General features: G+C 57.9%; 23 protein-coding genes. 16 read left to right on the top strand and 7 right to left on the bottom strand.

All coding sequences use genetic code 11. The features are described from left to right. Position 1 precedes the first annotated feature (1 nt). On the bottom strand, positions 2-466 hold the full coding sequence (locus V7680_RS02550) for a hypothetical protein (RefSeq protein WP_335651721.1): 465 nt from the start codon (positions 464-466) through the stop codon (positions 2-4). A gap of 105 nt (positions 467-571) precedes the next feature. On the opposite strand from V7680_RS02550, the gene serS reads away from it, so the two are divergent. From serS to V7680_RS02525, 5 genes are all read left to right on the top strand, one after another. Next, on the top strand, positions 572-1,852 hold the full coding sequence (gene serS, locus V7680_RS02545) for a serine--tRNA ligase (protein ID WP_335651720.1): 1,281 nt from the start codon (positions 572-574) through the stop codon (positions 1,850-1,852). Continuing rightward, a complete protein-coding gene (surE, locus tag V7680_RS02540) occupies positions 1,852-2,616 on the top strand; it encodes a 5'/3'-nucleotidase SurE (protein ID WP_335651719.1) in 765 nt (254 codons plus the stop codon). Before serS ends, surE begins: the two co-directional genes overlap by 1 nt. A gap of 111 nt (positions 2,617-2,727) precedes the next feature. Continuing rightward, the gene (locus V7680_RS02535; RefSeq protein WP_335651718.1) at positions 2,728-3,777 is read left to right on the top strand and encodes a M23 family metallopeptidase; all 1,050 of its coding nucleotides are present in this window, start codon (positions 2,728-2,730) and stop codon (positions 3,775-3,777) included. A gap of 7 nt (positions 3,778-3,784) precedes the next feature. Continuing rightward, positions 3,785-4,846 (top strand): potassium channel family protein, encoded by a 1,062-nt coding sequence (locus V7680_RS02530; protein WP_335651717.1) that lies wholly within the window; start codon positions 3,785-3,787, stop codon positions 4,844-4,846. A gap of 76 nt (positions 4,847-4,922) precedes the next feature. Continuing rightward, complete coding sequence (locus V7680_RS02525) at positions 4,923-5,642, top strand: esterase/lipase family protein (RefSeq protein ID WP_335651716.1); 720 nt, start codon at positions 4,923-4,925, stop codon at positions 5,640-5,642. Positions 5,643-5,660: 18 nt separating this feature from the next. On the opposite strand, the gene V7680_RS02520 is transcribed toward V7680_RS02525, so the two are convergent. Then, the gene (locus V7680_RS02520) at positions 5,661-6,071 is read right to left on the bottom strand and encodes a DUF1761 domain-containing protein (RefSeq protein ID WP_335651715.1); all 411 of its coding nucleotides are present in this window, start codon (positions 6,069-6,071) and stop codon (positions 5,661-5,663) included. 173 nt (positions 6,072-6,244) lie between these two features. On the opposite strand from V7680_RS02520, the gene rimO reads away from it, so the two are divergent. Beyond that, positions 6,245-7,627, top strand: a complete 1,383-nt coding sequence (gene rimO, locus V7680_RS02515; RefSeq protein ID WP_335651714.1) for a 30S ribosomal protein S12 methylthiotransferase RimO — start codon at positions 6,245-6,247, stop codon at positions 7,625-7,627. Positions 7,628-7,824: 197 nt separating this feature from the next. Here rimO and V7680_RS02510 read toward each other — a convergent pair whose 3' ends face one another. Further along, positions 7,825-8,868: a hypothetical protein gene (locus tag V7680_RS02510; RefSeq protein ID WP_335651713.1), complete on the bottom strand. Its 1,044-nt coding sequence runs from the start codon at positions 8,866-8,868 to the stop codon at positions 7,825-7,827. A gap of 278 nt (positions 8,869-9,146) precedes the next feature. Beyond that, positions 9,147-9,986, bottom strand: a complete 840-nt coding sequence (locus V7680_RS02505; protein ID WP_335651712.1) for a lysozyme inhibitor LprI family protein — start codon at positions 9,984-9,986, stop codon at positions 9,147-9,149. Positions 9,987-10,352: 366 nt separating this feature from the next. Between V7680_RS02505 and V7680_RS02500 the strand changes: the two genes are divergently transcribed. The 7 genes from V7680_RS02500 (at position 10,353) to V7680_RS02470 (ending at position 18,624) form a co-directional block, all read left to right on the top strand. After that, the gene (locus V7680_RS02500; protein ID WP_335651711.1) at positions 10,353-12,710 is read left to right on the top strand and encodes a chemotaxis protein CheA; all 2,358 of its coding nucleotides are present in this window, start codon (positions 10,353-10,355) and stop codon (positions 12,708-12,710) included. Continuing rightward, the gene (locus tag V7680_RS02495; protein WP_335651710.1) at positions 12,707-13,132 is read left to right on the top strand and encodes a chemotaxis protein CheW; all 426 of its coding nucleotides are present in this window, start codon (positions 12,707-12,709) and stop codon (positions 13,130-13,132) included. The genes V7680_RS02500 and V7680_RS02495 overlap by 4 nt, the downstream gene beginning before the upstream one ends. Before the next feature lie 60 nt (positions 13,133-13,192). Next, positions 13,193-13,561 carry a response regulator gene (locus V7680_RS02490; RefSeq protein WP_335651709.1) on the top strand — a complete coding sequence of 123 codons (369 nt, stop codon included), beginning with the start codon at positions 13,193-13,195 and terminating at the stop codon, positions 13,559-13,561. A 10-nt stretch (positions 13,562-13,571) separates the two neighbouring features. After that, entirely contained in the window at positions 13,572-14,678 is a 1,107-nt protein-coding gene (gene cheB / locus V7680_RS02485; protein ID WP_335651708.1) for a chemotaxis-specific protein-glutamate methyltransferase CheB, read from the top strand. Next, on the top strand, positions 14,669-15,520 hold the full coding sequence (locus V7680_RS02480) for a CheR family methyltransferase (RefSeq protein ID WP_335651707.1): 852 nt from the start codon (positions 14,669-14,671) through the stop codon (positions 15,518-15,520). The genes cheB and V7680_RS02480 overlap by 10 nt, the downstream gene beginning before the upstream one ends. 108 nt (positions 15,521-15,628) lie before the next feature. After that, positions 15,629-17,149 carry a putative bifunctional diguanylate cyclase/phosphodiesterase gene (locus V7680_RS02475; protein WP_335651706.1) on the top strand — a complete coding sequence of 507 codons (1,521 nt, stop codon included), beginning with the start codon at positions 15,629-15,631 and terminating at the stop codon, positions 17,147-17,149. Positions 17,150-17,160: 11 nt separating this feature from the next. Further along, positions 17,161-18,624 carry a methyl-accepting chemotaxis protein gene (locus tag V7680_RS02470; RefSeq protein WP_335651705.1) on the top strand — a complete coding sequence of 488 codons (1,464 nt, stop codon included), beginning with the start codon at positions 17,161-17,163 and terminating at the stop codon, positions 18,622-18,624. Between the two features lie 6 nt (positions 18,625-18,630). On the opposite strand, the gene V7680_RS02465 is transcribed toward V7680_RS02470, so the two are convergent. Beyond that, positions 18,631-19,278, bottom strand: a complete 648-nt coding sequence (locus V7680_RS02465; RefSeq protein ID WP_335651704.1) for a heme exporter protein CcmB — start codon at positions 19,276-19,278, stop codon at positions 18,631-18,633. After that, complete coding sequence (gene ccmA, locus V7680_RS02460) at positions 19,278-19,904, bottom strand: heme ABC exporter ATP-binding protein CcmA (protein ID WP_335651703.1); 627 nt, start codon at positions 19,902-19,904, stop codon at positions 19,278-19,280. Before ccmA ends, V7680_RS02465 begins: the two co-directional genes overlap by 1 nt. Between ccmA and V7680_RS02455 the strand changes: the two genes are divergently transcribed. Further along, positions 19,886-20,254 (top strand): 4a-hydroxytetrahydrobiopterin dehydratase, encoded by a 369-nt coding sequence (locus V7680_RS02455; RefSeq protein WP_335651702.1) that lies wholly within the window; start codon positions 19,886-19,888, stop codon positions 20,252-20,254. The two genes, ccmA and V7680_RS02455, sit on opposite strands and share 19 nt — an antisense overlap. A 3-nt stretch (positions 20,255-20,257) precedes the next feature. Here V7680_RS02455 and V7680_RS02450 read toward each other — a convergent pair whose 3' ends face one another. Next, positions 20,258-21,091 (bottom strand): SDR family oxidoreductase, encoded by an 834-nt coding sequence (locus V7680_RS02450; protein ID WP_335651701.1) that lies wholly within the window; start codon positions 21,089-21,091, stop codon positions 20,258-20,260. A gap of 99 nt (positions 21,092-21,190) precedes the next feature. On the opposite strand from V7680_RS02450, the gene V7680_RS02445 reads away from it, so the two are divergent. Both V7680_RS02445 and V7680_RS02440 read left to right on the top strand, forming a co-directional pair. Further along, positions 21,191-21,973: an ABC transporter ATP-binding protein gene (locus V7680_RS02445; RefSeq protein WP_335651700.1), complete on the top strand. Its 783-nt coding sequence runs from the start codon at positions 21,191-21,193 to the stop codon at positions 21,971-21,973. Beyond that, on the top strand, positions 21,970-23,505 hold the full coding sequence (locus V7680_RS02440) for an ABC transporter permease/substrate-binding protein (RefSeq protein WP_335651699.1): 1,536 nt from the start codon (positions 21,970-21,972) through the stop codon (positions 23,503-23,505). The genes V7680_RS02445 and V7680_RS02440 overlap by 4 nt, the downstream gene beginning before the upstream one ends. Position 23,506: the final 1 nt, after the last annotated feature.

The raw sequence follows: 23,506 nt of genomic DNA, 5'->3' as shown, positions 1-23,506 counted from the left end.
GTCACGGTGGTTCAGGTGGCCATGGCGGCTCGGGCGGACACGGTTCTTCCGGCGGTGGTTCAAACGGCTCGTCGGGAAGCTCTGGTTCTTCCGGTAGCTCTGGTTCTTCCGGTAGCTCGGGCTCATCGGGCAGTTCAGGCTCATCGGGCAGTTCAGGCTCGTCGAGCAGTTCATCTGGCAGTTCCAGCTCATCTTCCTCGAGTTCGGGTGGCAGTTCCACCAGCAGCTCGTCGGGCGCAACGGGCGGGTCTTCGAGTTTCGGTGGTAACAGCACGTCCACCGGTTCCTCGGGCAGCTCCTCCAGTTCCAGTTCGTCGAGCAGCAGCTCCAGCTCGTCTTCGGGTGGCAGCAGTGGAGGATCGAACGGCGGTACCGAAGTTCCGGCACCACCGATTGTCCTGCTTTTCGGTGCCGCGGCAGCAGCCTTGTTTGCCCGCCGACGCAAGTCAAAGGCGGCGGTTGCCATCTAGACTTCTCAGCAGAATGATTTGAAAAAGCGGCCGGAGCAATCTGGCCGCTTTTTTCTTTGCAGTCTTGCAAGTGAAACAGACGGTCGGCATAGGCTTTGGTCATGCATGATATAAAATATATTCGCGATAATCCGGAAGATTTTGACGCAGCACTGGCGAAGCGTGGCGCCGAAGCAGTCGCTTCAAATATACTAGCTCTCGATGAGCAAAGCCGCGCTTTGAAAACGCAGCTGCAGGATGGTCAAGCGCGCCGTAACGAGGCATCCAAGGCGATAGGCAAAGCCAAGGGGCAGGGCGATGAGGACACCGCGCAGGCGCTAATGACGGAAGTCGCCGAACTGAAAAGCAAATTGCCGGAGCTAGAAGAAAAAGAGCGGGAAGTTTCGAGCCGATTGCAGGATGTTCTGGCTGCACTGCCGAATCTGCCTGCCGAAGGCGTCCCGCTTGGTGAAAATGAAGATGACAATGTCGAGGTTGATCGCTGGGGCGAACCGCGGGCATTTGATTTTGCTCCGCGTGAACATAGCGATATCGGTCCGGCGCTGGGTCTGGATTTTGAAACGGCCGCAGCAATGTCAGGCTCGCGCTTTGCTTTTCTGCGTGGCCAGATGGCGCGACTGCAGCGGGCGATTGGTCAGTTCATGCTCGACCAGCAGACCATGATAAACGGCTTCCAGGAATGTGCACCGCCAGTGTTGGTACGCGATCAGGCGATGTTTGGTACCGGCCAACTCCCCAAGTTTTCCGAGGATTCGTTCCAGACTACCAATGGTCACTGGCTTATCCCGACCGCAGAGGTCAGCCTGACTAACAGCGTATACGGGCAGATATTGGATCAAGCGCAGCTGCCGATCCGATTGACCGCACTGACCCCTTGTTTCCGAAGCGAAGCTGGCTCCGCTGGCAAGGATACCAAAGGTCTGATCCGTCAACATCAGTTTGAAAAGGTCGAGATGGTTGCCATCGTCCATCCCGACAACAGCGATGCAGAGCATTTACGGATGACAGAAGCTGCCGAATCAATCCTCAAGGCGCTTGAGCTACCCTATCGCAAAATGCTGCTATGTACCGGCGACATGGGTGCGACAGCGCGCAAGACTTACGATCTGGAAGTCTGGTTGCCGGGGCAGGACACCTATCGCGAGATTTCGAGCATTTCGACCTGCGGCGAATATCAGGCGCGGCGAATGAATGCCCGTTTCCGGCCAGAAGGCGAGGAAAAGGGCACACGATTTGTCCACACGCTTAACGGCTCGGGTCTAGCCGTTGGCCGTACGCTTGTCGCCGTACTGGAAAATTATCAGCAGGCTGACGGCTCTGTTACAGTTCCGTCGGCATTGCTGCCCTATATGGGCGGGATCGACAAACTGGAGCCAGTCTGATGAGGATATTATTGACCAACGACGACGGTTTTGATGCTCCTGGGATGAAAATCCTGCTCGATATTGCGCAGCATTTTTCCAACGACATCTGGATAGTCGCGCCGTCTGACGAGAATTCGGGAGCAGGCCATTCGCTGACGCTCACGCGGCCGTTGCGAATTCGCAAGCGCGGCGATCAGCAATATTCGGTCGATGGTACGCCAACCGATAGCGTGATGTTGGCGGTCGCCAAGATTATGAAAGACGGACCGCCTGATCTGATCTTGTCCGGTGTAAATCGCGGCGCGAACCTTGGTGAGGATGTTACCTATTCGGGTACCGTGTCAGCCGCGATGGAAGGCGCACTGGCGGGCATCCCGTCAATCGCGCTAAGCCAAGCCTATGCGCGAGGAGATATGGGCGCCGATGTGCCGTTCGAGGCCGCGGTGCAATGGGGCGAGCGGGTACTGCGGCCGCTGATCTCCCAGCGGATGGATCACCGGACGCTGGTGAACATCAATTTTCCAGCGCTGCCAGCAAGCGAAGTAAAGGGCGTGCGGATCGTGTCGCAGGGTATCCGTGACTACGGCCGACTGCAGATCGTCAGCAACCGCGATCCCAGGGGTTTTGAATATCACTGGTTTGGTCTTGGGCCGATGGTCGAAACGCCGGAGCACAGCACCGATCTTGAAGCGATCGCCGACGGCTATGTCTCGATCACACCCCTCCACCTGGATCTAACCCACTATGATTCGATGGATAGGTTGAAAAAACTTTACAGCTGATGGTGAGGCGCTGCGATCCGAATTCGCTATCCTTGGGCGACCAGGGCTGGCAAGCTGTGGTTTTGCTGCTAATAGCGTTTCGGCAAGTGGAATAAGTTAATGGGGTCAGATATGCGTCACATTGCGATCCTGATATTGCTCTTGGGTATCACCGCCTGCATCCCTGCAGGCCGTGATGATTATGCCGCTCCGCCAGCCCGGCCTCAATTGGCTACGGATCTTGCCGTTTTAAGCACTGCCCCCCAGCCGACCCAACCTTCGCCCTGGCAAGCGAGTTCAGTCTCAGCCAATGCCCAGAAAGTGGCATCGGGAACCTATGTCGTGCAGCCGGGTGACACATTGCGCGGTATTGCCAATCAGACAGGCGCGGGATCGCAAATCATTGCGTCCGCCAACGGGTTGGTTGAACCTTATGTCATCCATCCCGGGCAGCGACTCAAGATTACCGGCGGCCGATATCACGCCGTTAACTCGGGTGAGACCGGTATCGCGATTGCCCGTGCCTATGGTGCGTCGTGGCGCGAAGTAGTGGAACTCAACGCTCTCGAGGACCCTTATATCCTGCGTGTGGGACAGAAGCTGTTGCTGCCTGCCTCCGCACCCAAAGATCTTTCCAGTTTGAGTGTCGAGCAACGTGCTGCGGCTTTCGACCTGGATATTGACGATATCGTCACCGGTGGACAGCCAGCGTTGGCCGATGGTGCTGCGGTGAAAGAGCCATCGGACTGGCGGAAAGCCATCGCACCCAATACAGCCATCGCTACTCCGGGGGCCTTCTCCGGTCGGTTCATCTGGCCGGTAAATGGAACCGTGATTTCCAGTTTTGGCAGCAAAGGTGGCGGCAAGGTCAATGATGGCCTCAACATTGGCGTCGCCAAAGGCACGCCAATACGTGCTTCGGCCGGCGGTGTGGTCGCCTACAGCGGCGATGAAATCGGAGTGTTTGGCGGGCTGATCCTGATCAACCATGGTTCCGGCTGGGTTACCGCTTATGGCCATGCCGACAAGCTGAATGTGACGCGTGGCCAGAAGGTCAACGCGGGTCAGGTTATCGGCCTTGCCGGTGAAAGCGGCTATGTTCAGGAACCGCAGCTGCATTTCGAGATCCGGAAGGACCGCAAGCCGGTCGATCCGAATATCCATCTGCCGAAAAATAGCTGAACCCACCATGGCCAGGCAAACACAGCGCAAAATCTCTGACTATTTCACCCTGCGGCGGCGTTCGAGTTTGCCGATCTGGGCGGATATAGCGTGGCGCGTCGCCTTTGTCCTCGGCCTTATCGGGATGGCTGTGTCGGTCCATTATTTCGATCGCACCGGCCTGCAGGACAGCTATGACGGCGATGTGAGCTTTCTCGACGTCGTCTATTTCACGATGATCTCGATCACTACCACTGGCTATGGCGACATTGCACCGGTCACCGAACGGGCGCGGATGTTCGACGCGCTGGTTGTGACTCCTATTCGAATCTTCGTCGTGCTAATCTTTGTCGGCACGGCCTACAATTTTGTTTTCAAACGAACCTGGGACAATTGGCGCATGAAACTGATTCAGAGCAATTTGCACGACCATATCGTCATCGCCGGCTTTGGCACGAGCGGCAGCGAAGCCGTGCAGGAGCTTCTTGCGCGCGGCACCAAGCCGGAAGAAATTGTCGTGATCGACACATCGGATGACGCATTGTCACTGGCGGAGAAGCTCGGCTGCGCGGTGATCAATGGCGATGCTACGCGCGACAACGCGCTGATGAACGTGAAGATTTCACGGGCGCGGTCGATGATCGTTTCGGCCGGGCGCGACGACACCAGCATATTGATCGTTCTCACCGCACGGCATCTTGCCTATCATTTGCCGATCAGCGTTTCGATCAAGGCTGCGGATAACGAGTTACTGGCGCGCCAGGCCGGTGCGACGACCGTTATCAATCCCGTCAGTTTCGCCGGGCTGCTGCTCGCCGGGAGCTGCGAAGGGGCCAAGATTTCCGACTATCTCAGCGATCTCGCTTCGGCCACCGGCCGGGTCAAGCTGGTCCAGCGCTCGGTAACCGAGGATGAAGTCGGAATGGCGATGAGCGATGTCGTCGGTTCGGGTCTTGGTGTTCGGATATACCGTGGCGACACGGTGATCGGTTTCTGGGAAACCGAAGCGAAGAAGCTCGAAGCGGGCGACATCATCGTCGAGATCATCCCCGGCAATGGCGTCGAGCATCCGGCGACCGAGGACGCCTGATCAACTCTGCCCATTAGTTCATGTTGCACCTGCGAGATAAGTCACTATCTTGACGGGTCAATCATGGAGCTTGCTGATGGCCACCCAAATACCGATGCCCACCGGGCTTCGCCCACCGCATAGACTGGCGCAGCTGGGCGAACTGTCCTTGCCGCTCGATCTGCTGCGCTTTGGCCTGCAATGGCCGCGGCTTGTCACGGCACCGCGCGGCGATGGCCGGCCGGTCTATCTGATCCCCGGCTATGGCGGCAGCGAATTGTCGATGCGCCCGCTCGAAGCCTTTCTGGCACGGATCAACTATGACGTCGCCGACTGGTCGCTCGGCCGCAACAAAGGCTCGGTGGACCGCGATGTCGCGCGCTTCATGGCGGTTGCGGAGGCCCGCTTCGCCGAGAATGGCGGACAGCCGTTTACCCTGATCGGCTGGTCGCTCGGCGGGATCATCGCCCGCGAAGCGGCTCGTCTCGCTCCCCATCTGGTCCGTGAGGTGATCACCATGGGCACCCCGATCATCGGTGGCCCCAAATATACCACTCCCGGCCAGCGCTACGCCAAGTCTGCCAATATCCAGCTCGACCGGTTCGAGCGCGAGGTCCACGACCGCAACAGCATCGGCTTCGAACAGCCGCTGACCGTCCTCTATTCAGACCGGGACGGCATTGTCGGGCCCGATATCGCGAGGGACATCTACAATCCCCAGGCCCGCAACATCCGGGTCGATGGCGGCCATCTCGGCCTCGGCTTCAACCCCAAGGTCTGGCGAATCATCGCCGATACGCTGGCGGGACACGCCTGATCCGATCCGCTGCATGGCTCAGCCGAGCCACGCGTGGACCACACCCATCGCGATGTAGAACAGCAGCCAGTAACCTGCGTCGATGAAAAACAGCGCCTTGCTCTTCTGCGAGAAGAGATAGTTGGTGCCGATCGCCGGAACGATGAAGCCGAGCGCGACGCCGAAGGCTGTCAGCACCTTCACGCCGAAATCCAGATCCGCGGCATAGGTGGCGAATGTATGCGCCAAAGTCCACGAGGCGACCAGGCTGAACGCGAAGGCGCCGCCATAGATCTTGCCCATGCTGCCCTCTTTGATCTGCTCCTCGGTCAGCCCGACCGCGCCCATCCATTTCTTGCCCATCACCGGGCCGTACCAGATGCCCCCGACCAGAAAGCCCGCCAATGCGGCCACGACGACTGCAATCCAGTTCACATCGAATATATTCATATCATCCTCCCCAGAACGTTCCCCGGCTCGGGCCGGGGCTCGTAGCCATAGCGAATTTTGCCCATTTCGGCAATTGCAGCGCGGTTCTCGGCGGGCCTTGCGCGGTCCCGGCAATCCGGCCATCGCGATCTTTTGGTGACTCCCCTGCAAAACACGCCTAAAGGCCGCGCAATATGGCAACGCAAATTCCTTCTCCGCCCAAAGTGGGCATGGTCTCGCTCGGCTGTCCCAAGGCTTTGGTCGACAGCGAACGTATTCTCACCCAGCTGCGCTCCGACGGCTATGATCTGTCGCCCGACTATGCCGGTGCGGACGTCGTGCTGGTCAACACCTGCGGCTTTCTCGACAGCGCCAAGGAGGAGAGCCTCGAGGCGATTGGCGAAGCGATGGCCGAGAACGGACGCGTGATCGTCACCGGCTGCATGGGCAATGAAGCCGACATGATCATGAAGCGCTTCCCCGATGTGCTCGCCGTCACCGGCGCGCATCAATATGAGGATGTCGTCACCGCGGTTCACGCTGCGGCTCCGGCCGCCCGCGGCGCGTTCGTCGACTTGGTGCCCGAAGCGGGTCTCAAGCTGACCCCGCGCCATTACAGCTATCTCAAGATTTCCGAAGGCTGCAACCATCGCTGTTCCTTCTGCATCATCCCCAGCCTGCGCGGCGACCTTGTGTCCCGCCGCCCCGACGCGATCTTGCGCGAAGCGGAGAAGCTGGTCGAGGCCGGCACCAAGGAACTGCTGGTGATCAGCCAGGACACCTCGGCATATGGCGTCGATATCCGCCACCAGCCGCGCCAGTGGAACGGCCCGACCGGGCAGGGACGCGAAGTCCGCGCCCATATGACCGATCTCGCCGCCGCGCTTGGCGAGCTGCGGACGCCGGAAGGCAAGGGCGTGTGGACCCGTCTCCACTATGTCTATCCCTATCCCCATGTCGACAAGGTCATCCCGCTGATGGCCGAGCGCAAGATCACGCCTTATCTCGACATCCCGTTCCAGCACGCCGCGCCCAACGTCCTCAAGCGGATGAAGCGCCCGGCCAACGAGGCCAAGGTGCTGCAGCGGGTCAAGAGCTGGCGCGATATCTGCCCCGATCTCACCATCCGCTCGACCTTCGTCGTCGGCTTTCCCGGCGAGACCGAGGACGACTTCAAATATCTCCTCGACTGGCTCGAGGAAGCCCAGCTCGACCGCGTCGGCGCGTTCCGCTTTGAACCCGTAGAGGGCGCTGCGGCCAATCTGCTCGACGGCGCCTTGCCGGAAGAGGTCAAGGAAGAGCGTTACCAGCGGATCATGGAAGTCACCGCCCGGATCAGCGCCGCCAAGCTGAAGGCCAAGGTCGGCCGCACCCTGCCGGTGATCATCGACGACATCGGCGAACCCGATGAAGACGGCGATGTCGGCGCGACGGCGCGGTCTGAAGCCGATGCTCCCGAGATCGACGGCAATGTCTTCCTCCGCAACGTCCCTGCCAGCCTGTCGGTCGGCGATATCATCGACGCGGTGATCGAGGATGCCGACGAGCATGATCTGTTCGGGGTTGCTGCCGGGTGATTCGTCATAGTGCATCAGTGTTGGTCATCCTGAATTCATTTCAGGGCCTCGTCCCGCTTGCCACTATCATCCGGTTCAGACGCCCGGGGTCCTGAATCAAGTTCAGGATGACGAAGATAAACAAGTTCAGGATGACGAAGCTGTTCCTGCGATGGCCAGTGCGATTTCACCACCCGAACTTTACACACTTTACACTGTTATAGATTTTTTCGCACCGCCGCCCGGTCGACCTCGAACTGCGCTTGTGCTTCCGCGTGAATGGCCAGTGGCGTGATCACGGCGTCGTCGGCGGTTCCCGTGGCTTTCGCGACCAGGCCCGGGACGTCGCGTTCCATCTCGGCGGCTTCTTCGGGGCTCATCTGATAATATTCCGGCGGGCCGTCATCGTCCGGCCAGTGGATTTCGTAAAATTCCGCGCCTTCTTCTTCCTCGGCCACTTCCGGTTCCGGATGCAGCTCTGCTTCGGCGGCCCGTACCGCCAGTTCTTCCTCGGTCGGCGTCGCGATCAGCGGCGCGGTGTCCTCGCCCGCGCCAATCGCTTTCAGCATATCACCAAAGCGCGCCGCGCCGCGTTGCGCCGGGATTTCCGCTGCAATCTTGTCGAGCCGCGCCAGATGGGCGAGCAGCAACCGGCTGTCATAGCGCCGCCGCGTCGCGACGACCTCTCCATGATAGAAAATCTCCTCCTCGACCCCTTCGATCGCCCGCTCCTGCAACTTGTCCTGCGCTTCCTCCCGCGCCAGCACCAATGCTGCCAGCCACGCCCGGGCAAAATCCGGATCGCGGCGTTTCAGGTCATAGGCCGACTGGCGGGTGCGCTGGACAAAATAGGCCGACGCCTGGACATTACCGGTCTGGGCGAGCGCCTCGAGAAATTTGACCCGCAGATCAAGGTGCCAGCCGTCGTGGCGGATGGCAGGGGAGGGAGTGGTGGCGTCAACACCGCCATCCCCCTGCAACCGCATAGAATCGTCATCCTGAACTCGTTTCAGGACCCGGTCCCTCGCACCCCGATCCTCCGGTTCAGCCTCCAGAGGTCCTGAAATAAATTCAGGATGACGAATATGCTCTCCATTCCCATCCGTTCGTGTCGAGCGAAGTCGAGACACCTGTTCGTCATCACCAGTCTCTCGACTGCGCTCGAGACGAACGGCTTTGTCCGGAGTGTCCTCCCCGCCGTCACCCGTTGCCACACCCCGAGCCGCGTTTAACCGCCGCGCAAATTCATCCTGAAAAGTCATAAGTCATATTCCTTCCAATGAAACCATCCCGACCGCAGCACAGCGGTGCGGCAGGTGTTAATGGTTTGTTAGATCGAGACTATATAACCTATCTGGTGAATTGTAGGAAAGACTTGGTTTGAGGGCTCCATTTCTATTGTCCGCTTCATCCTGACAGTGGACAATAGCTTTGACCGTAATTGACGGTAGCAAGTGGGTGGAAAGCGGAAAGACGGGTTTCGATGGGAAATCGATTGTTGCAGATTATCGGTCAATCTTGCCCTGTTGGTAAAAAATCGTCACCTTTCCGGCGCACTTAAAACCTTGATCGTAAATCCATCGCGCACATTCTCGATTTCATAGTCCGTCAGCGCCGGGCTGACGCCATATGCGCCGGTCCAGTCCATACGCCACCGCCGGTAGATCCACTCTCCCCCGGCACCGCCGGTCATGGCTTTACTGACCACATCTCTTCCTACAAAAGACACACCCTGAAACTGCGCACCGGTCATGACGGTTAGATCCTCGATCGCAAATTTCCCGCTTTTTGCTTCTTTGACCATTTCTTGTTCTACCCGCAGATCAGGAAAAGTGATCCTTTCAGGATTTTTGTCCCGTTGCATGAAATAGACTTCATAATAGGGATAGGGCTTGGCCCAGCTTACCGGCACAGCAATCAGATACGTGTCGCCTGCATCAGACCGCACGGCTAGCGGAACGCCCCCTGTGGATGGATCGGCTGCCGCCCAGATCTCCAGCACATCCGCGAGGCCCGTCAGGCCTTCCATGTCAGCGAAACCGAGATCGGAATAGGCACGAAGCGCTACATATCTGCTGGCATAGACCTCGCGAATACAAGACGTATCAGAATTGCACCCATCAGCGGCCTTTATCCAGGCTAGTTGCTCGCGGCGCAGGTTCCGGTCCTTGTCGCCTTCCCGAGGGTTTGTTTCCAGGGTGAGCGCCTCACCATAAGCCTTGTTCAGCATGGCATCGAGAGCAAGCAGACCGTCCGACTGACAAACGGCTTTTTCCCGTTCTGTCGCTACGGTTGTGCAATCAATAGCATGAGCCGCGTCCGAATAGCCGGCTAGAAAGCACATAAAAAGCGGGAGCAGAATATATCGATTAATTGCCATGCACATTGCCCTTGAACCGGTCGCCAGCATAAAACCCATAGTCCTACGCGGCGTTCGATATTCCCAATAACAAGGTTTCTACTTTCAGGCGAGGAATACTGGGCAGGAACATCCGCAATCGGGGTGTTTGCTGACCTGCAGTTTTTCTATCTTTAACGTCCTCTTCTAAGCCATGCTCGGCAATATGCGATGAAGTCTTATGACGCCCGTAAGCGGCCCCCACTCCCTTGCCCCAGCCCGGTAATCTGCACCCCGAACATGACAAGCCCGCTGCCCACCCCCAAATTACACCGCGTTACAATATTTAACCGTTCATCAACCATCTCTGTGCAATCTATGGCCGGAATATATTCGAGGTGGGGTAATATGGACGATCTGCTGGCAGAATTCATTGCCGAGACGCGCGAGATGCTGGAGGCCATGCAGGGCGAGCTGGTGACGTGGGAGGCCGATCCCACCGATCGCGAGCGGCTGGATACCATTTTCCGTTTCGTTCATACGGTCAAGGGCAGCAGCGGCTTTTTCGATCTGCCGCGAATAGAGAAATTGGGGCACGCCGCAGAAGGGGCGCTGGCCGATGTCCGCGCCGGCAAGCGCGCTCCTGACGGCCCGCTGATCAATGCGGTGCTGGCGACCATCGACCGGATTGTCGCGATGGTCGACGCGATCGACGCCGGGGAAGCTTTTCCCGAGGGCGGCGATGACGAATTTGTCATAGCGCTCGAGCCCGACGCCGAAAATGGCAGCGAGATCGAAGCACTGGTTGCCGATCAGCTGAATGACGAAGGCAAGAAGAATGTCGTCCGCCCAGCCCGTTCGATCCGCTTGCCGGTGCCGCTGCTCGACCGGGTGATGGCGGGGATTTCCGATATCGTTCTGGTCCGCAACGAACTGGCGCGGGCGATCCGCCATTCGGATGTCGATCCGGTGGTCAGCTCGACCTTCGACCGGCTCTCGACGATCGTCGACGATGCCCGTCAGGATATTTCGCGGATGCGGATGCAGCGGCTGGAGCATCTGTTTGCGACCTTGCCGCGGCTGGTCCGCGATCTGTCGGCGGAGCTTGGCAAACATGCGATGGTCGAGATCGAGGGCGGGCAGGTCGAACTGGACCGCGAACTGATCGAACTGCTGCGCGATCCGCTGATGCACATTTTGCGCAACGCGATCGACCATGGCATTGAAAAACCGGCCAAGCGGCTTGCTGCGGGCAAGAGCGAGATCGGCCTGATCCATATTTCCGCGCGCCAGACCGGCAACAGCATCATCATCTCGGTCACCGATGACGGGTTTGGCATCAACACCGCCAGTCTGGTCGACCGCGCGATCTCTGCCGGCGTCGTTACCGCCGAAGCAGCTGCGAACCTGCCCGAAGACCAGCGTATTGCGCTGATGTTCCATCCCGGTATTTCCACCGCAGACGAAGTGACTTCGGTCTCCGGCCGCGGTGTCGGCATGGATGTGGTCCGCGCCAATATCGAAAGCCTCGGCGGCTATATCCGTGTGACCAGCCAGCCAGGCAAGGGAACCCGCCACGTTATTTCGCTGCCGGCGACGCTCAGCATCATCCCGGCGCTGACCGTGAAGGCCGGCAATCAAAGCTTTGGCATTCCGCGTTCCTATGTCGAGGAAATTGTCAGCATCAAATCCCAGGCGCTGGAATTCGACCAGGCCGGCGATACTTTGCTGGTCAAATTTCTCGACCAGCGGTTGCGTTGCTGTTCGCTGGCGCGGATTCTCGATCTTGAACCATCGAGTGAATCGGACAATGCTGCGCTGCTGATGATCCGGCTGGCGGGTGGCGATCTGTTCGGGCTGGCGGTCGACGAGGTTATCGATCATCAGGAACTGGTGATCAAGCCGCTGCCACCTTCGATCGCCGCCACCCAGCTTTATACCGGAAGCTCGCTGCTCGATGACGGAAGCCTGATATTGATGCTCTTCATGGGTGCGATTGCGGACCGCGAAGGGCTGGTCAGCGATGTCAGCAATTCGAGCCGGAATTCGGCATTGGCGGGTCGCCAGAAGGTAATCGAGACCACAGCGGTCTCGGCCCTGCTCGTCATCGGCCTCGACGGCACGCGCCGGATCGTGCGGATGGACCCGGTCAGCCGGATCCAGAAGGTCGACAGCGCCGCTGTGCGGCTGTCCGACGAGGGCGCGCAGGTTGTCATCGACGGAGACATTTATCCGCTCGCAGGGACCGGCTATGGCCCGCTTGACGAAAAGGAAACCAATCTGCTGATATTCAGCGATGGCGCCAATCATCTGGCTTATGCGATCAAGAATGTCGTCGACACCATCCACATTGCCAACGCGGTATTGCCAGGAGAGAAGAAGGGCGAGATCGAAGGCGTCACCCTGTTCGACGGCGAAGCGGTCGAGGTGCTCGATTGCCACTGGCTGTTCACCCAGCATGACAGTCACAGCCACGGGAAAATATCCAAAACCTGCCAGATCGACGAAGCCGACCCGTGGGTCCGTTCGATCCTTCGTCCGATGGTCGAGGCCGCAGGCTACCGGATCGTCGGCACTGACAGCGAAGAAGATGTCGACATCGCGATTACGATGAGCTCGCAGGAAGCTGCGCCATCGCGCGCCGGTCAGGTGATTACCCTGACCAATGATCCCGAAGCGGCCGATCACAAAGGCGGCGTCATCTATCGTTATGATCGCGGCAGTTTGCTGGAGTCGTTGATGAAACAGCAGAGGAAATCCGCATGAATATGTCGGTTGTGCTGGTGCAACTCGCGGGGCAACGGATCGCCTTGCCTTCGCTTCAAGTAGACGCGGTCATCGAGATCGACAAGATCACCCCGGTTCCGGGCGCACCGCCCTATATTGCCGGACTGACATCGTTGCGCAGCCGGGCGTTGACGGTGATCGACTGCGCCAAAATTCTAGGGCTCAACGATTATGAGAGCGACGAGTGCCAGCGAGCCGTTGTGTTCAATCTGGAAGGGCATGATTATGCGCTGCTGGTCGAGCTTGTCGAGGATGTCGCCGACGCCACCACCGAACCGGTGCCGGTACCTGGGGGAGCGGGAGAGACGTGGTCCAAGATATCCGACGGCTTGATCGAAACCAATGTCGGTCCCGCGATGCTGATCAGGACGGAAGCGTTGATCGAGAGTCTGAAAGAATAGAAACGTTAAGGCTTTGGTGAGGCTTAACCGATATCCAAACTAGTTAATGAGAGAGTTGAAATGAGCAAAACCTGTTTAATCGTAGATGATGCCAGCGTGATCCGGAAGGTTTCGCGACATATTCTGGAGTCACTTGGTTTCGAGGTGAGCGATGCCGAAAACGGCCTCGTCGGTCTTGAAAAATGCGCCGAGAAAAATTTTGACCTGATCCTGCTGGACTGGAACATGCCGGTCATGACCGGCATCGAATTTATCAAGGAACTGCGATCCCGGCCGGACGGCGGTATTCCCAAGATTGTCTTCTGCACCACCGAAAGCGATGTCAGCCATATTCGCGAGGCGATGACCGCCGGTGCGGATGAATATGTGATGAAACCCTTTGATCATGAGACACTGCAAATAAAGCTTCAAATCGTCGGATTCGATTGAGGTCGCGACCATGACAATGGCCGATACCAATCAGGCTGGCCAAAGGCGTGCTGCTCACAATCAGGCCGGAACAATCCGGGTGATGATTGTCGATGACTCGCTGATCGCCCGGACTGTGCTGCGCAAGATGATCGAACAGACCAGCGATCTTGTTCTTGCGGCAACGGCAAATTGCGCCGAGGATGCGATCGTAAAATTATCGCAAGTCGATGTCGATATCATCCTGCTCGATCTTGAAATGCCGGGCATGGGTGGCCTTGCTGCGCTGCCGGAAATTCTGGCATGTGCGGGCGGAGCGCAAGTCATCGTCATCTCGTCGCTGACCACCGAAGGCGCTGAAGCCACCGTGACGGCGCTATCCATGGGTGCGGCCGACACAATACTCAAGCCGCGGCCCAGCGAATTTACATCCGATTATCGCAGCGACCTTGCTACCCGCATCCGTGCCATTGGCTCGTCTTCGACCGAGCCCAAAAAAACATGTTTCGTCCCGCCTGAAAAGAAAAGCAGGCAAACCGGTCCCCTGTCAAAGCCGGCAGAAGTCATTGCCATCGGAGCATCGACTGGCGGTATCCATTCGATGTGTCAGATGTTGCATGATCTGCCCAAATATATCGATCAGCCGATACTGGTGTCCCAACATCTACCGCGAAGCTTCATGCCGGTATTTGCACGGCAGCTGGAAATCGCCTCTTCGCGCAAGGCCAGAATTGCAGAAGACGGGATGGCCGTGACGGCAGGAGAGATTCTGATCGCACCCGGTGACGGGCATCTGGTCACAGCTATGAAAGACGGGAAAGCGGTCGCCCGGATCGCTCGCCACACAGTGCCCAATGGTTGCTGTCCTTCGGTAGACCCGATGCTGGAATCGCTGGCCGAAATTTACGATGGTGCGGTTCTCGCTATCATCCTGTCGGGCATGGGCCGGGACGGCGCTCTCGGCGCTCGGTGCGTCGTCGACGCCGGAGGAACCATATTGGTCCAGAATCGCGAAACATCAGCCGTCTGGGGCATGCCACGCGCAGTGGCGGAAGAGGGATTGGCATCGGCGATACTATCTCCGGAAGAACTCGCCACACGCATTTTATCCAGCAAGGTAGTAACCAAATGGACATGAACTTCGGATCGCAAAAAATAATTGCTGATTTGCTTTCCGTTCGAACCGGCCAGCAGCTTACGGAAGACCGTAGCTGGAGAATTGGTACTGCGCTTTCGGGAATATTCCGGCAAAATGGAATATCGAACGTCGACCAGCTAGTTTGCCTGCTCGATCAACCCAGTCATGCGACCTTGTCCCAGCAAGTGGTGGAGGCTTTGTTGAATAACGAAACATATTTCTTTCGCGATCGCGCGATGTTTAACCAATTGTCCGACCAGGTGCTCCCGCAAATCGCGAAGCAGCGTAAACAGGAAAGAACCTTGTCGATATTATGCGCTGGCTGCTCGACCGGGCAAGAGGCGCTGTCGCTCGGAATGATCCTGCTCGAGCAAAAGGCGCGCTGGGCCGGCTGGAAGATCGAGATTACCGGTACCGACATATCTCACGGAGCCATCGCAACCGCGCGGGCAAGTACATATTCGCAATTCGAAATTCAACGGGGTCTGCCAGTCGCGCAAATGCTTTCTCATTTTACAGAAACGCCGATGGGCTGGGAAGCCAATGAAGATTTGAGAAGCATGGTGCGTTTCAGGGTCCATAACCTGCTCGATCCGATGCCAGCAATCGGATCTTTTGATCTAATTCTTTGCAGGAATGTACTACTCTATTTCGATTCAGCGACCCGCAAACGGGCATTCAGCCGGTTGATGGAAAGCCTCAATCCTGATGGATGGGTCATGCTCGGTGCCGGAGAAACCATTGTTGGTCACACCGACCAGCTTGCACTTGTCAAGGGAGGGATTGGACTTTACCGGCCCGCCGGCTCCAGTCTCGACGCCGACTTTATGAAGCGTGCATAAGCGGACCAATCAGAGCACTGTCTGGACGATTTGCTAAAGAGATGTTTACCAATCCTTAGGTAAATAAATGTAACACGCCTCCAAGTATCCCCAATAGAGGATCATGAAGTGAGGAAATATCTGAAGGATCTGGGGTTAAGCGCAAGAAGCTTGGTCTTCACACCGCTGATCGTACTCACCTTGATCTCTGGTACGCTTGCTTCTTTGCTCGTGATTAACGATGCAATCTCTATCCCATTGACATCACCTGTGATCCTGGGCGGCATCATCATTTATGTTATTGCAGCGGCGATTTTCGCCCGACTGGGTATATTTTACATCGGGCACCTCGAAAGCCTCGGCATGACAGACAGCCTGAGCCTCTTGCCTAACCGTCGCGCGTTGCATGTGGACGTCCAACGCTATGGCACGAAAGAAGGGGAATTGGCGATCGCGCTGATCGATCTGGATGGTTTCAAGCTGGTCAATGATCAATATGGCCATAATGTCGGTGACCAGGTGATCAAAAATTGTGCGAAAATGCTCTCAGATCTATGTGGTCAGGATGCCCGATGCTACCGTCTTGGTGGCGACGAATTTGCAATTTCCATGAATGGCCCGCTCGCCGGAACGATCGTTGAAGGCATATCGCGCAGTTTTATCGATCTTTTCAAACGGCCGCTGACCGTAGACGACCGCCGCATTGTCCTTGGGGCCAGTATCGGCATCTCGAGCAGCAAGGGCGAAGACGGACAAAATTCGTCCGAACTTCTGCGCCGTTCGGATGTGGCAATGTATGCGTCCAAGCGCAACGGCAAGATGCGCTGTACCTGGTATCAGCCCGAATTCGACCGCAGCCGGGAGGCCTCCCAGAAGGTTGACAGCGAAATGCGTCAAGCTCTGGCAAATGACGAATTTTATGTGCTGTATCAACCTTTGGTATGTGCGCAGACCGCCAAAATTGTAGCGGTGGAATCCTTGTTGCGCTGGGCGCGGCCCGACGGTGAGCCGATCGGGCCCGATGTATTCATTCCGATCGCTGAAGAATCCGGGTTGATCAATCCGATCGGATTGAAAGTATTGCGGCAGGCCTGCAAGGACGCATTGGCGTGGCCCGATATTACGCTCTCGGTCAACATTTCTCCGGCGCAGTTGCGGGACGTTGAATTTCCGATCCAACTGGGACAGATACTCGAAGAAACAGGCTTTCCTGCCGAGCGACTGGAATTGGAAATAACCGAAACCTGCCTAGTACTTGATCCGATACTGGCGGAACGGACTTTGGACGTAATCCGCGGATTTGGGGTTAATATTGCGCTGGATGATTTCGGCACCGGCTATGCTTCCATCGGTTTCCTGAGGAAGTTCCGCTTCGAAAAACTGAAACTGGATCGTTCTCTGGTGGTTGACGCCGGCGATGATGAAGGTTCCCGCGCGATGATGGTTTCCAGCATCAGCGTGGCGCGCGCACTGAACATGGCGGTCACCGCCGAAGGCGTCGAAACCCAACAACAGGCGGATTTGGTGCGGTCAGCTGGCTGCGACCAGATTCAGGGCTGGCTCTATTTCAAAGCATTGCCACCGGAAGAAATAACCCTTCATCTAAATCAGCAAAACTTACAACATTTTGACTTAAAATCAATTGGATAGGATCAGATATCATGGCGATAGCGTCGACGACCAAGCCCGATCTTAATGCGGCTCATACAGAAACCAAGGAAATGCTGCTGGAGCAATCGAGCCGGGTGGGTAATTCGTTGTGGAAAAGATATATTGATTGTTCGATCGGAACCAAGCTCAATATCTATCATGGGGTCAATTCGCTTGTCGGCTTGGCCATGCTCGGGGTGGCCTGGTTTTCGTTGAACGCGATTCAAACCAATTTGCTGGAGGAGGGCATTGATGCTCCAGTGGTTACGGAAATCGCCAGTCGGGCGCAAATGTGGCTCGGTTTGATCATGGTTGCTATCGCAGGATGGGCCGTGATCGCGATTTATCGCGCCAGCAAGGATATTACCGGTAGCCTTCAACAACTCGTTCCGATGTTGTGGGACGTGATCGAAGGCAAGATGGACATGGATATCCCTTTTCTCGAACGCAAAGACGAGATGGGCGAAATGGCGCGATCTATCGAAGTGTTCCGTCGCGCGTCGGTTCAGCTCCAAAAGGTTCGTACCGAACGCGAAGAGTCGTTCGGACGGGAAAAAGAAAATGAAGCGAAGCAGAGCCGTTTGCGCGATGAGCAAACCAAAAAGATACGGGAGATGGCCGACAAGTTCGAAAGCACGATCAGCGATGTTGTCAGCAGCGTAGCTTCCGCTTCGGCACAGCTGCAAACGACCGCGACGTCGATGGCTTCTACAGCGGAACAGTCCTCTACCCAGACCGGCAATGTTGCGCGGGCCATGGAAGACGCCTCCAAAGGTGTCACCGCCGCCGCCGCCGCCAGCGATGAATTTGCAATGTCGATCGGCGAGATCAGTCGTCAGGCTTCCAGCTCTGCAGAACTGGCGCGCAAGGCAGCAGATGCAGCCGGTGAGGCAGATACGACCATGACCGCTCTTTCGGATTCGGCCCAACAGGTCGGTCAGATCGTCGAACTCATCCAGAGCATCGCCCACCGCACCAACTTGCTGGCGCTCAACGCTTCGATAGAAGCTGCGCGCGGCGGCGAAGCAGGACGCGGATTCGCGGTTGTCGCATCCGAGGTCAAGGAGCTGGCTTCGCAGACCAGCAAGGCCACTCAGGATGTCGCCAACCAGATTGGCAATATGCAGGAATCGACCCACGCCAGCGTGGATGCGCTCCGTGCTATCGGGTCGCAAATCCAGAAACTTGAAACCACCGCTGTTTCGATCGCTGCCGCGGTTGATCAACAGGCCGTGGCTGGTCAGGACCTGGCGCGCAGCATCGATGCCACCGCGCAAGGTACCGAGGAAGTTTCAAACAACATTGCCCAGGTCAGGGAAACGTCCCGCGCGACGGGAAATTCGGCCACGCAGGTATTGGGGTCTGCAACCGATCTCGAGAAACAGGCCGCCAAGCTCAACCTGCATGTCGAAGAATTCTTGGGCTATGTCCGCGAGTGGGATTTCTTCTCGCACGATGAACAGAAAACCGGCTGACCGGCTTCACTCCCGATTTGCGCTCAGAGCTGCTCCCGCTGCAAAGGGGGTGATGGCGACGAGCAACAGGGATATTGCAGCTAGAAACAGCAAGGCGCCATTGCCTTGAGACGAGAGGCTGCCTGCGCCGAAAATCAGCAACGGAATGGCCAAGGGAACCAGTAGCAGGCCACCGAGCGCACCCGCGCCCTTGAGACCAGCGGTCAGCGCAGCGATCATCACAGCCAGGCCGGCGAGCGCCGGTGTTGCAATCGCCAGGCTCGCCAGCAGGGTGCCGAGGGCAGCGCCTTCCAGCCCCATCAGGCCGCTGGCCAGAAAGGCGGCGAGCAGAAGCGGCGGGCCAAAAGCGAGCCAGTGCGACACCAGCCGCGCCGCAGCGATCATCTCGTCGGACAGGCCGCGCACGATCATCTGGTCATAAACACCATTTTCGAGATCCGGCTGGATCAGGCGGTCGAGCGGCAACAGGGTCGCCAGCAGGGCCGCGATCCACAATATTCCGCCGCCGGTCTGCAGCAGCAGCGCACGGTCCGGGCCCACGGCAAAGGGGAAGAGCGTCGCTGCCGATAGATAGAATATCACCGGCAGCCATGTCCCGCCGCTGGCATAACTCTGCCGCACATCGCGCCAGATGATCGTGGCAATGCTGCTCATCACAGCTCTGCCTCCACTTGTTCCAGCGGTTCGAGCTTCAAGGTGAAATCAAAAGCGATCGGTAGAGGGATGTGGCTTGCCGCCAGAATGATCCCGCTACCGTCGAGATGGCTTTGCAGCGCCCGCCCCAGTTGATCGACCGAATCCGTATCAAGGCCATTGGCAGGCTCGTCGAGCAGCCACAATCTGGCGTCGGTCAGATAGGTTCGCGCCAGCCGTGCCCGCTGCCTCTGTCCGGTCGAGAAATAGCGCACCGGCACTTCGGCGAGATGGTTCAGGCCTGCGCGCTTCATAGCGGTGGCGACATCTGCTTCGCCTTTGCCATCCAGTCTCGCCCAGAAGCGCAATGCCTGTTCGAAGGGCAGATGCTCGTCGAGCGCCAGCCGGTCGTCGCACAGGGCTTTGGCTTCCGGCACAACACACGATCCCGCCGACGGCTTCAGCAAGCCGGACAGCAGCCGCAGCAGGCTCGATTTGCCGACGCCATTCGGCCCGGTCAGCAATCCTGCCTGTCCCGGTTCAAGCGAAAAATCCAGACCGCGGAACAAGACTCGCCCGCCGCGCGTACAGCTTAGCGCCTCGGCCAATAGCCGATCATCGCTTCCGGTTGACTGTCCCTTGTTCATCGCACAGACTTAAGACATGGATTGGCGCGAAAGCCAAGCAAGGAGCAATAAATATGGTAGCGCAACTGACTGATAGCGAGCGCAAGGCGGCTCTCGCGAAGCTGACCGGCTGGGAATATGACGCAAAACGCGACGCGATCAGCCGCTCGTTCAAATTCTCCGACTTCACCGAAGCCTTCGCGTTCATGACCCGCGTTGCTCTGCACGCCGAAAAGACCGATCACCACCCCGAGTGGTTCAACGTCTACAACCGCGTCGACATAATGCTGACCACCCATGATGCGGGCGAGAATGGCGGATTGTCGCAACGTGACGTAGATCTCGCGCAGATTATCGAGGGCTGCGCCTAGGCCCTATTTCTCGTCCGATCCGGCCAAGACTTCACCAAGGTCGCTGGTCAGGCTGACTGATTGCTTGCGGACACGACCGGGCATCCAGCGCGCGGCAAAGGCAAGCTGCTTGGCCATTTTATTCACCGGCGTGTGCACCTTGTCGCCATGCACAGCGGCCCAGGCAGCCGGACCGATGATCGATACCGGGCTGACCATGACGCCGGCTTCCTCGAGCCGTTGCTTGCCGCTCTGGTTAGTGCCTTCGACGACGCTGGAAATGATATTGGTATCGATGAAGCCGGGCATCAGCGACCGTGACTTGATGCCATGTTTGCGGAACTCGATATCATGCGATTCGGCCAAGCCGCGGACCGCAAATTTGGTCGCGCTATAGACGCTGAGATCGGCGACTCCGTATATGCCCGCTGCCGATGCGGTATAGAGTACACAGCTGTCCGGTGTGTTCTTGAGCATGTCGAAACAGGCGCGGGTGCCGCTGATCACGCCGGTAAAATTGATCGCGATCATCAGGTCGATGGCTGAATCTTCCATATCCTGGATCGCTCCGCCTTCGCCGATACCGGCATTGTTGAACAACACGGTCATGACGCCGCCGGTGATTGCTCCGAAATCGGCGACCGCCTGTCTCCATTGTGCGCGGTCGGTGACGTCGAGCCGGTGGATCGAGCTCTGGCCCTCTGGCAATAATGCAGCGGTTTCGGCCATGCCCTTGTCATTCACGTCGGCAATCCCGACGAACCAGCCTTTTTCAGCAAAATAGCGACCGACTTCGCGGCCGAGACCGGATGCTCCGCCAGTGATGAAAATCGTTTTCTGTCCGCTTTGATAGCCCATGATCCCGCTCCCGTTTCGTTATTAACATTGATGTTCATTCGAGCGGTTTTTGACGTAAACGTCAAGCGAAGTTGGACATGCCCGTAAAAGCGCGGCAATATGCGGCCAATGCCTGTCACCGGTCCCTCCATTCGTCTGCAGAATGTCAGCCGCCATTATGGTGCGGTCAGGGCCGTGGATATGGTGTCGCTGGATATCGCCGCGGGCAGTCTCGTGGCTCTGGTCGGTCTTTCCGGATCGGGCAAGTCGACTTTGCTCAAGATGATCAACCGGCTGGTCGAACCGGACAGCGGATCGATCCGGATTGGTGACGAACCTGTCGAATCGCTTGATCCCCATATCTTGCGCCGCCGCATCGGCTATGTGTTCCAGAATATCGGCCTTTTCCCGCATATGACCATCGCGCGCAATATCGCGATCGGGCTGGAGCTTGCAGGCGAGCGAGAAAGGCAGACTGATCGCGTGGCCGAATTGCTTGATCTCGTCGAGTTGCCGCAGGACATCGCCGCGCGCATGCCGGATCAGCTTAGCGGTGGCCAACAGCAGCGGGTGGGGGTGGCGCGTGCACTGGCGACTAGGCCCGGCCTGATGCTGATGGACGAACCCTTTGGTGCGCTCGATCCGGTGACCCGCGACAATCTGACCGGTCAGTATAAGGGGCTGCACGAACGGCTCGGCGTGACCACTATCATTGTCACCCATGACATGGCCGAAGCGCTCTATCTCGCCGACCGTATTCTCGTGATGGAGGGTGGCCAGATAAAGGCGGACGCGACACCGGCAGAGCTGCTTTCCGGCGATGTCGGTGCAGAAGCCGAGGCTCTGGTCGCCATTCCGCGCGCGCAGGCCGCGCATCTGATCGCGCTGGGCAAAGCCAGATGACCGAAGCATGGAAACAGGCCCTGGCCCGGGTGCCGGAACTGCTAGCCGCGCATGTCCAGATCAGCGTATCTGCGCTGGTCCTCGCGATGATCATTTGCCTGCCACTGGCGATCTGGGCAGCGCGTTCACCCAGAGTGGCCGGGGTGGCGCTGACCGTCGCCAGTCTGATTCAGACCATCCCCGGGCTCGCCTTGCTGGCGCTATTCTATCCTTTGTTGCTGGGCGTGTCGGCGCTGGTCGGTGGGGGAATATCGGCCTTCGGTTTCCTGCCCGCTTTGCTCGCGCTGACCCTCTATGCGCTGCTACCGATCCTGCGCAACGCGGTGACCGGATTGTCCGGTGTCGATCCCGCAGCCAGGGAAGCGGCAGACGGTCTCGGCATGACCAGCAGTCAAAAATTATATTATGTCGAAGCACCGCTGGCCGCGCCGACGATCATGGCCGGGATCCGGACGGCTGCGGTCTGGACGATCGGCGCGGCGACGCTTTCCACTACCGTTGGCCAACCGAGCCTCGGCGACCTGATCTTTGCCGGGCTGCAGACGCAAAACTGGACGCTGGTGCTGGCAGGCTGTCTGTTCTCTGCGGCGCTCGCTATTTCGGTGGATTTGCTGCTGGGGCTGATCGAACGCGGCATTCGCGAACGTCGGCGGATATTGGTCGGGGCAGGGCTGGCAATCATCGCGGCGGGACTGTTGACCGCGACGCTGTCGCTGCTGATCGCGCGCGACAATGTCGTGGTGATCGGATCCAAGAATTTCTCCGAACAATATATACTCGCGCGGCTGATCGGATCACGGCTGGAAGAGGCTGGCTATCGGGTCCGCTATCGCGACGGGCTGGGTTCCGCGGTGGTTTATACCGCGCTGTCGGAAGGCGATATCGATGTTTATGTCGATTATTCGGGAACGATCTGGACCAACCAGATGAAGCGCAGCGATAGCCTGCCGAAAGCTGCTATGTTGAGCGAGATTGCCCAATGGACCAGCACGAGTGGCGGCGTCAAAATGCTCGGCGCGCTGGGGTTCGAAAATACCTATGCTTTTGCGGTGAGGGCGGAAGACGCGCGGACAAAATCGCTCAAGACGCTCGATGATCTGGCGCGGGTTTCGAGCGATTTCAACTTCGGCACCGATGTGGAATTTCTCGAACGGCCCGAGTGGCAGATGGTGCAGGACAAATATCCGATCCGCTTCAGGACCGCCCGGTCATTCAGTCCGACCTTCATGTATCCCGCCCTGGCTAGCGGTGAAGTCGACGTTATTTCAGCTTTCTCTTCCGATGGCCGTATTGCAGCCAATGATTTTGTCGTGCTCGAAGATACCAAAGGCGCGGTGCCATCTTATGAAGCGATTTTGCTGCTCGCCCCGAAACGCGCAGGCGATGATGCTTTTGTTGCGGCACTAAATCCCTTAGTCGCTGCAATCACGGTGGAAAATATGCGCGAAGCCAATTATACGGTGGACCGCGAAAACGATAAGAAAACACCAACGCAGGCCGCACGCTGGTTGAATGACAAGTTGAGGGAATGAA

This window comes from Parasphingorhabdus sp., assembly GCF_036963705.1.
Taxonomy (GTDB): Bacteria; Pseudomonadota; Alphaproteobacteria; order Sphingomonadales; family Sphingomonadaceae; genus Parasphingorhabdus.
Note: the sequence above shows the minus strand (reverse complement) of the source record. Positions and strands in the feature narration are given on the sequence as shown.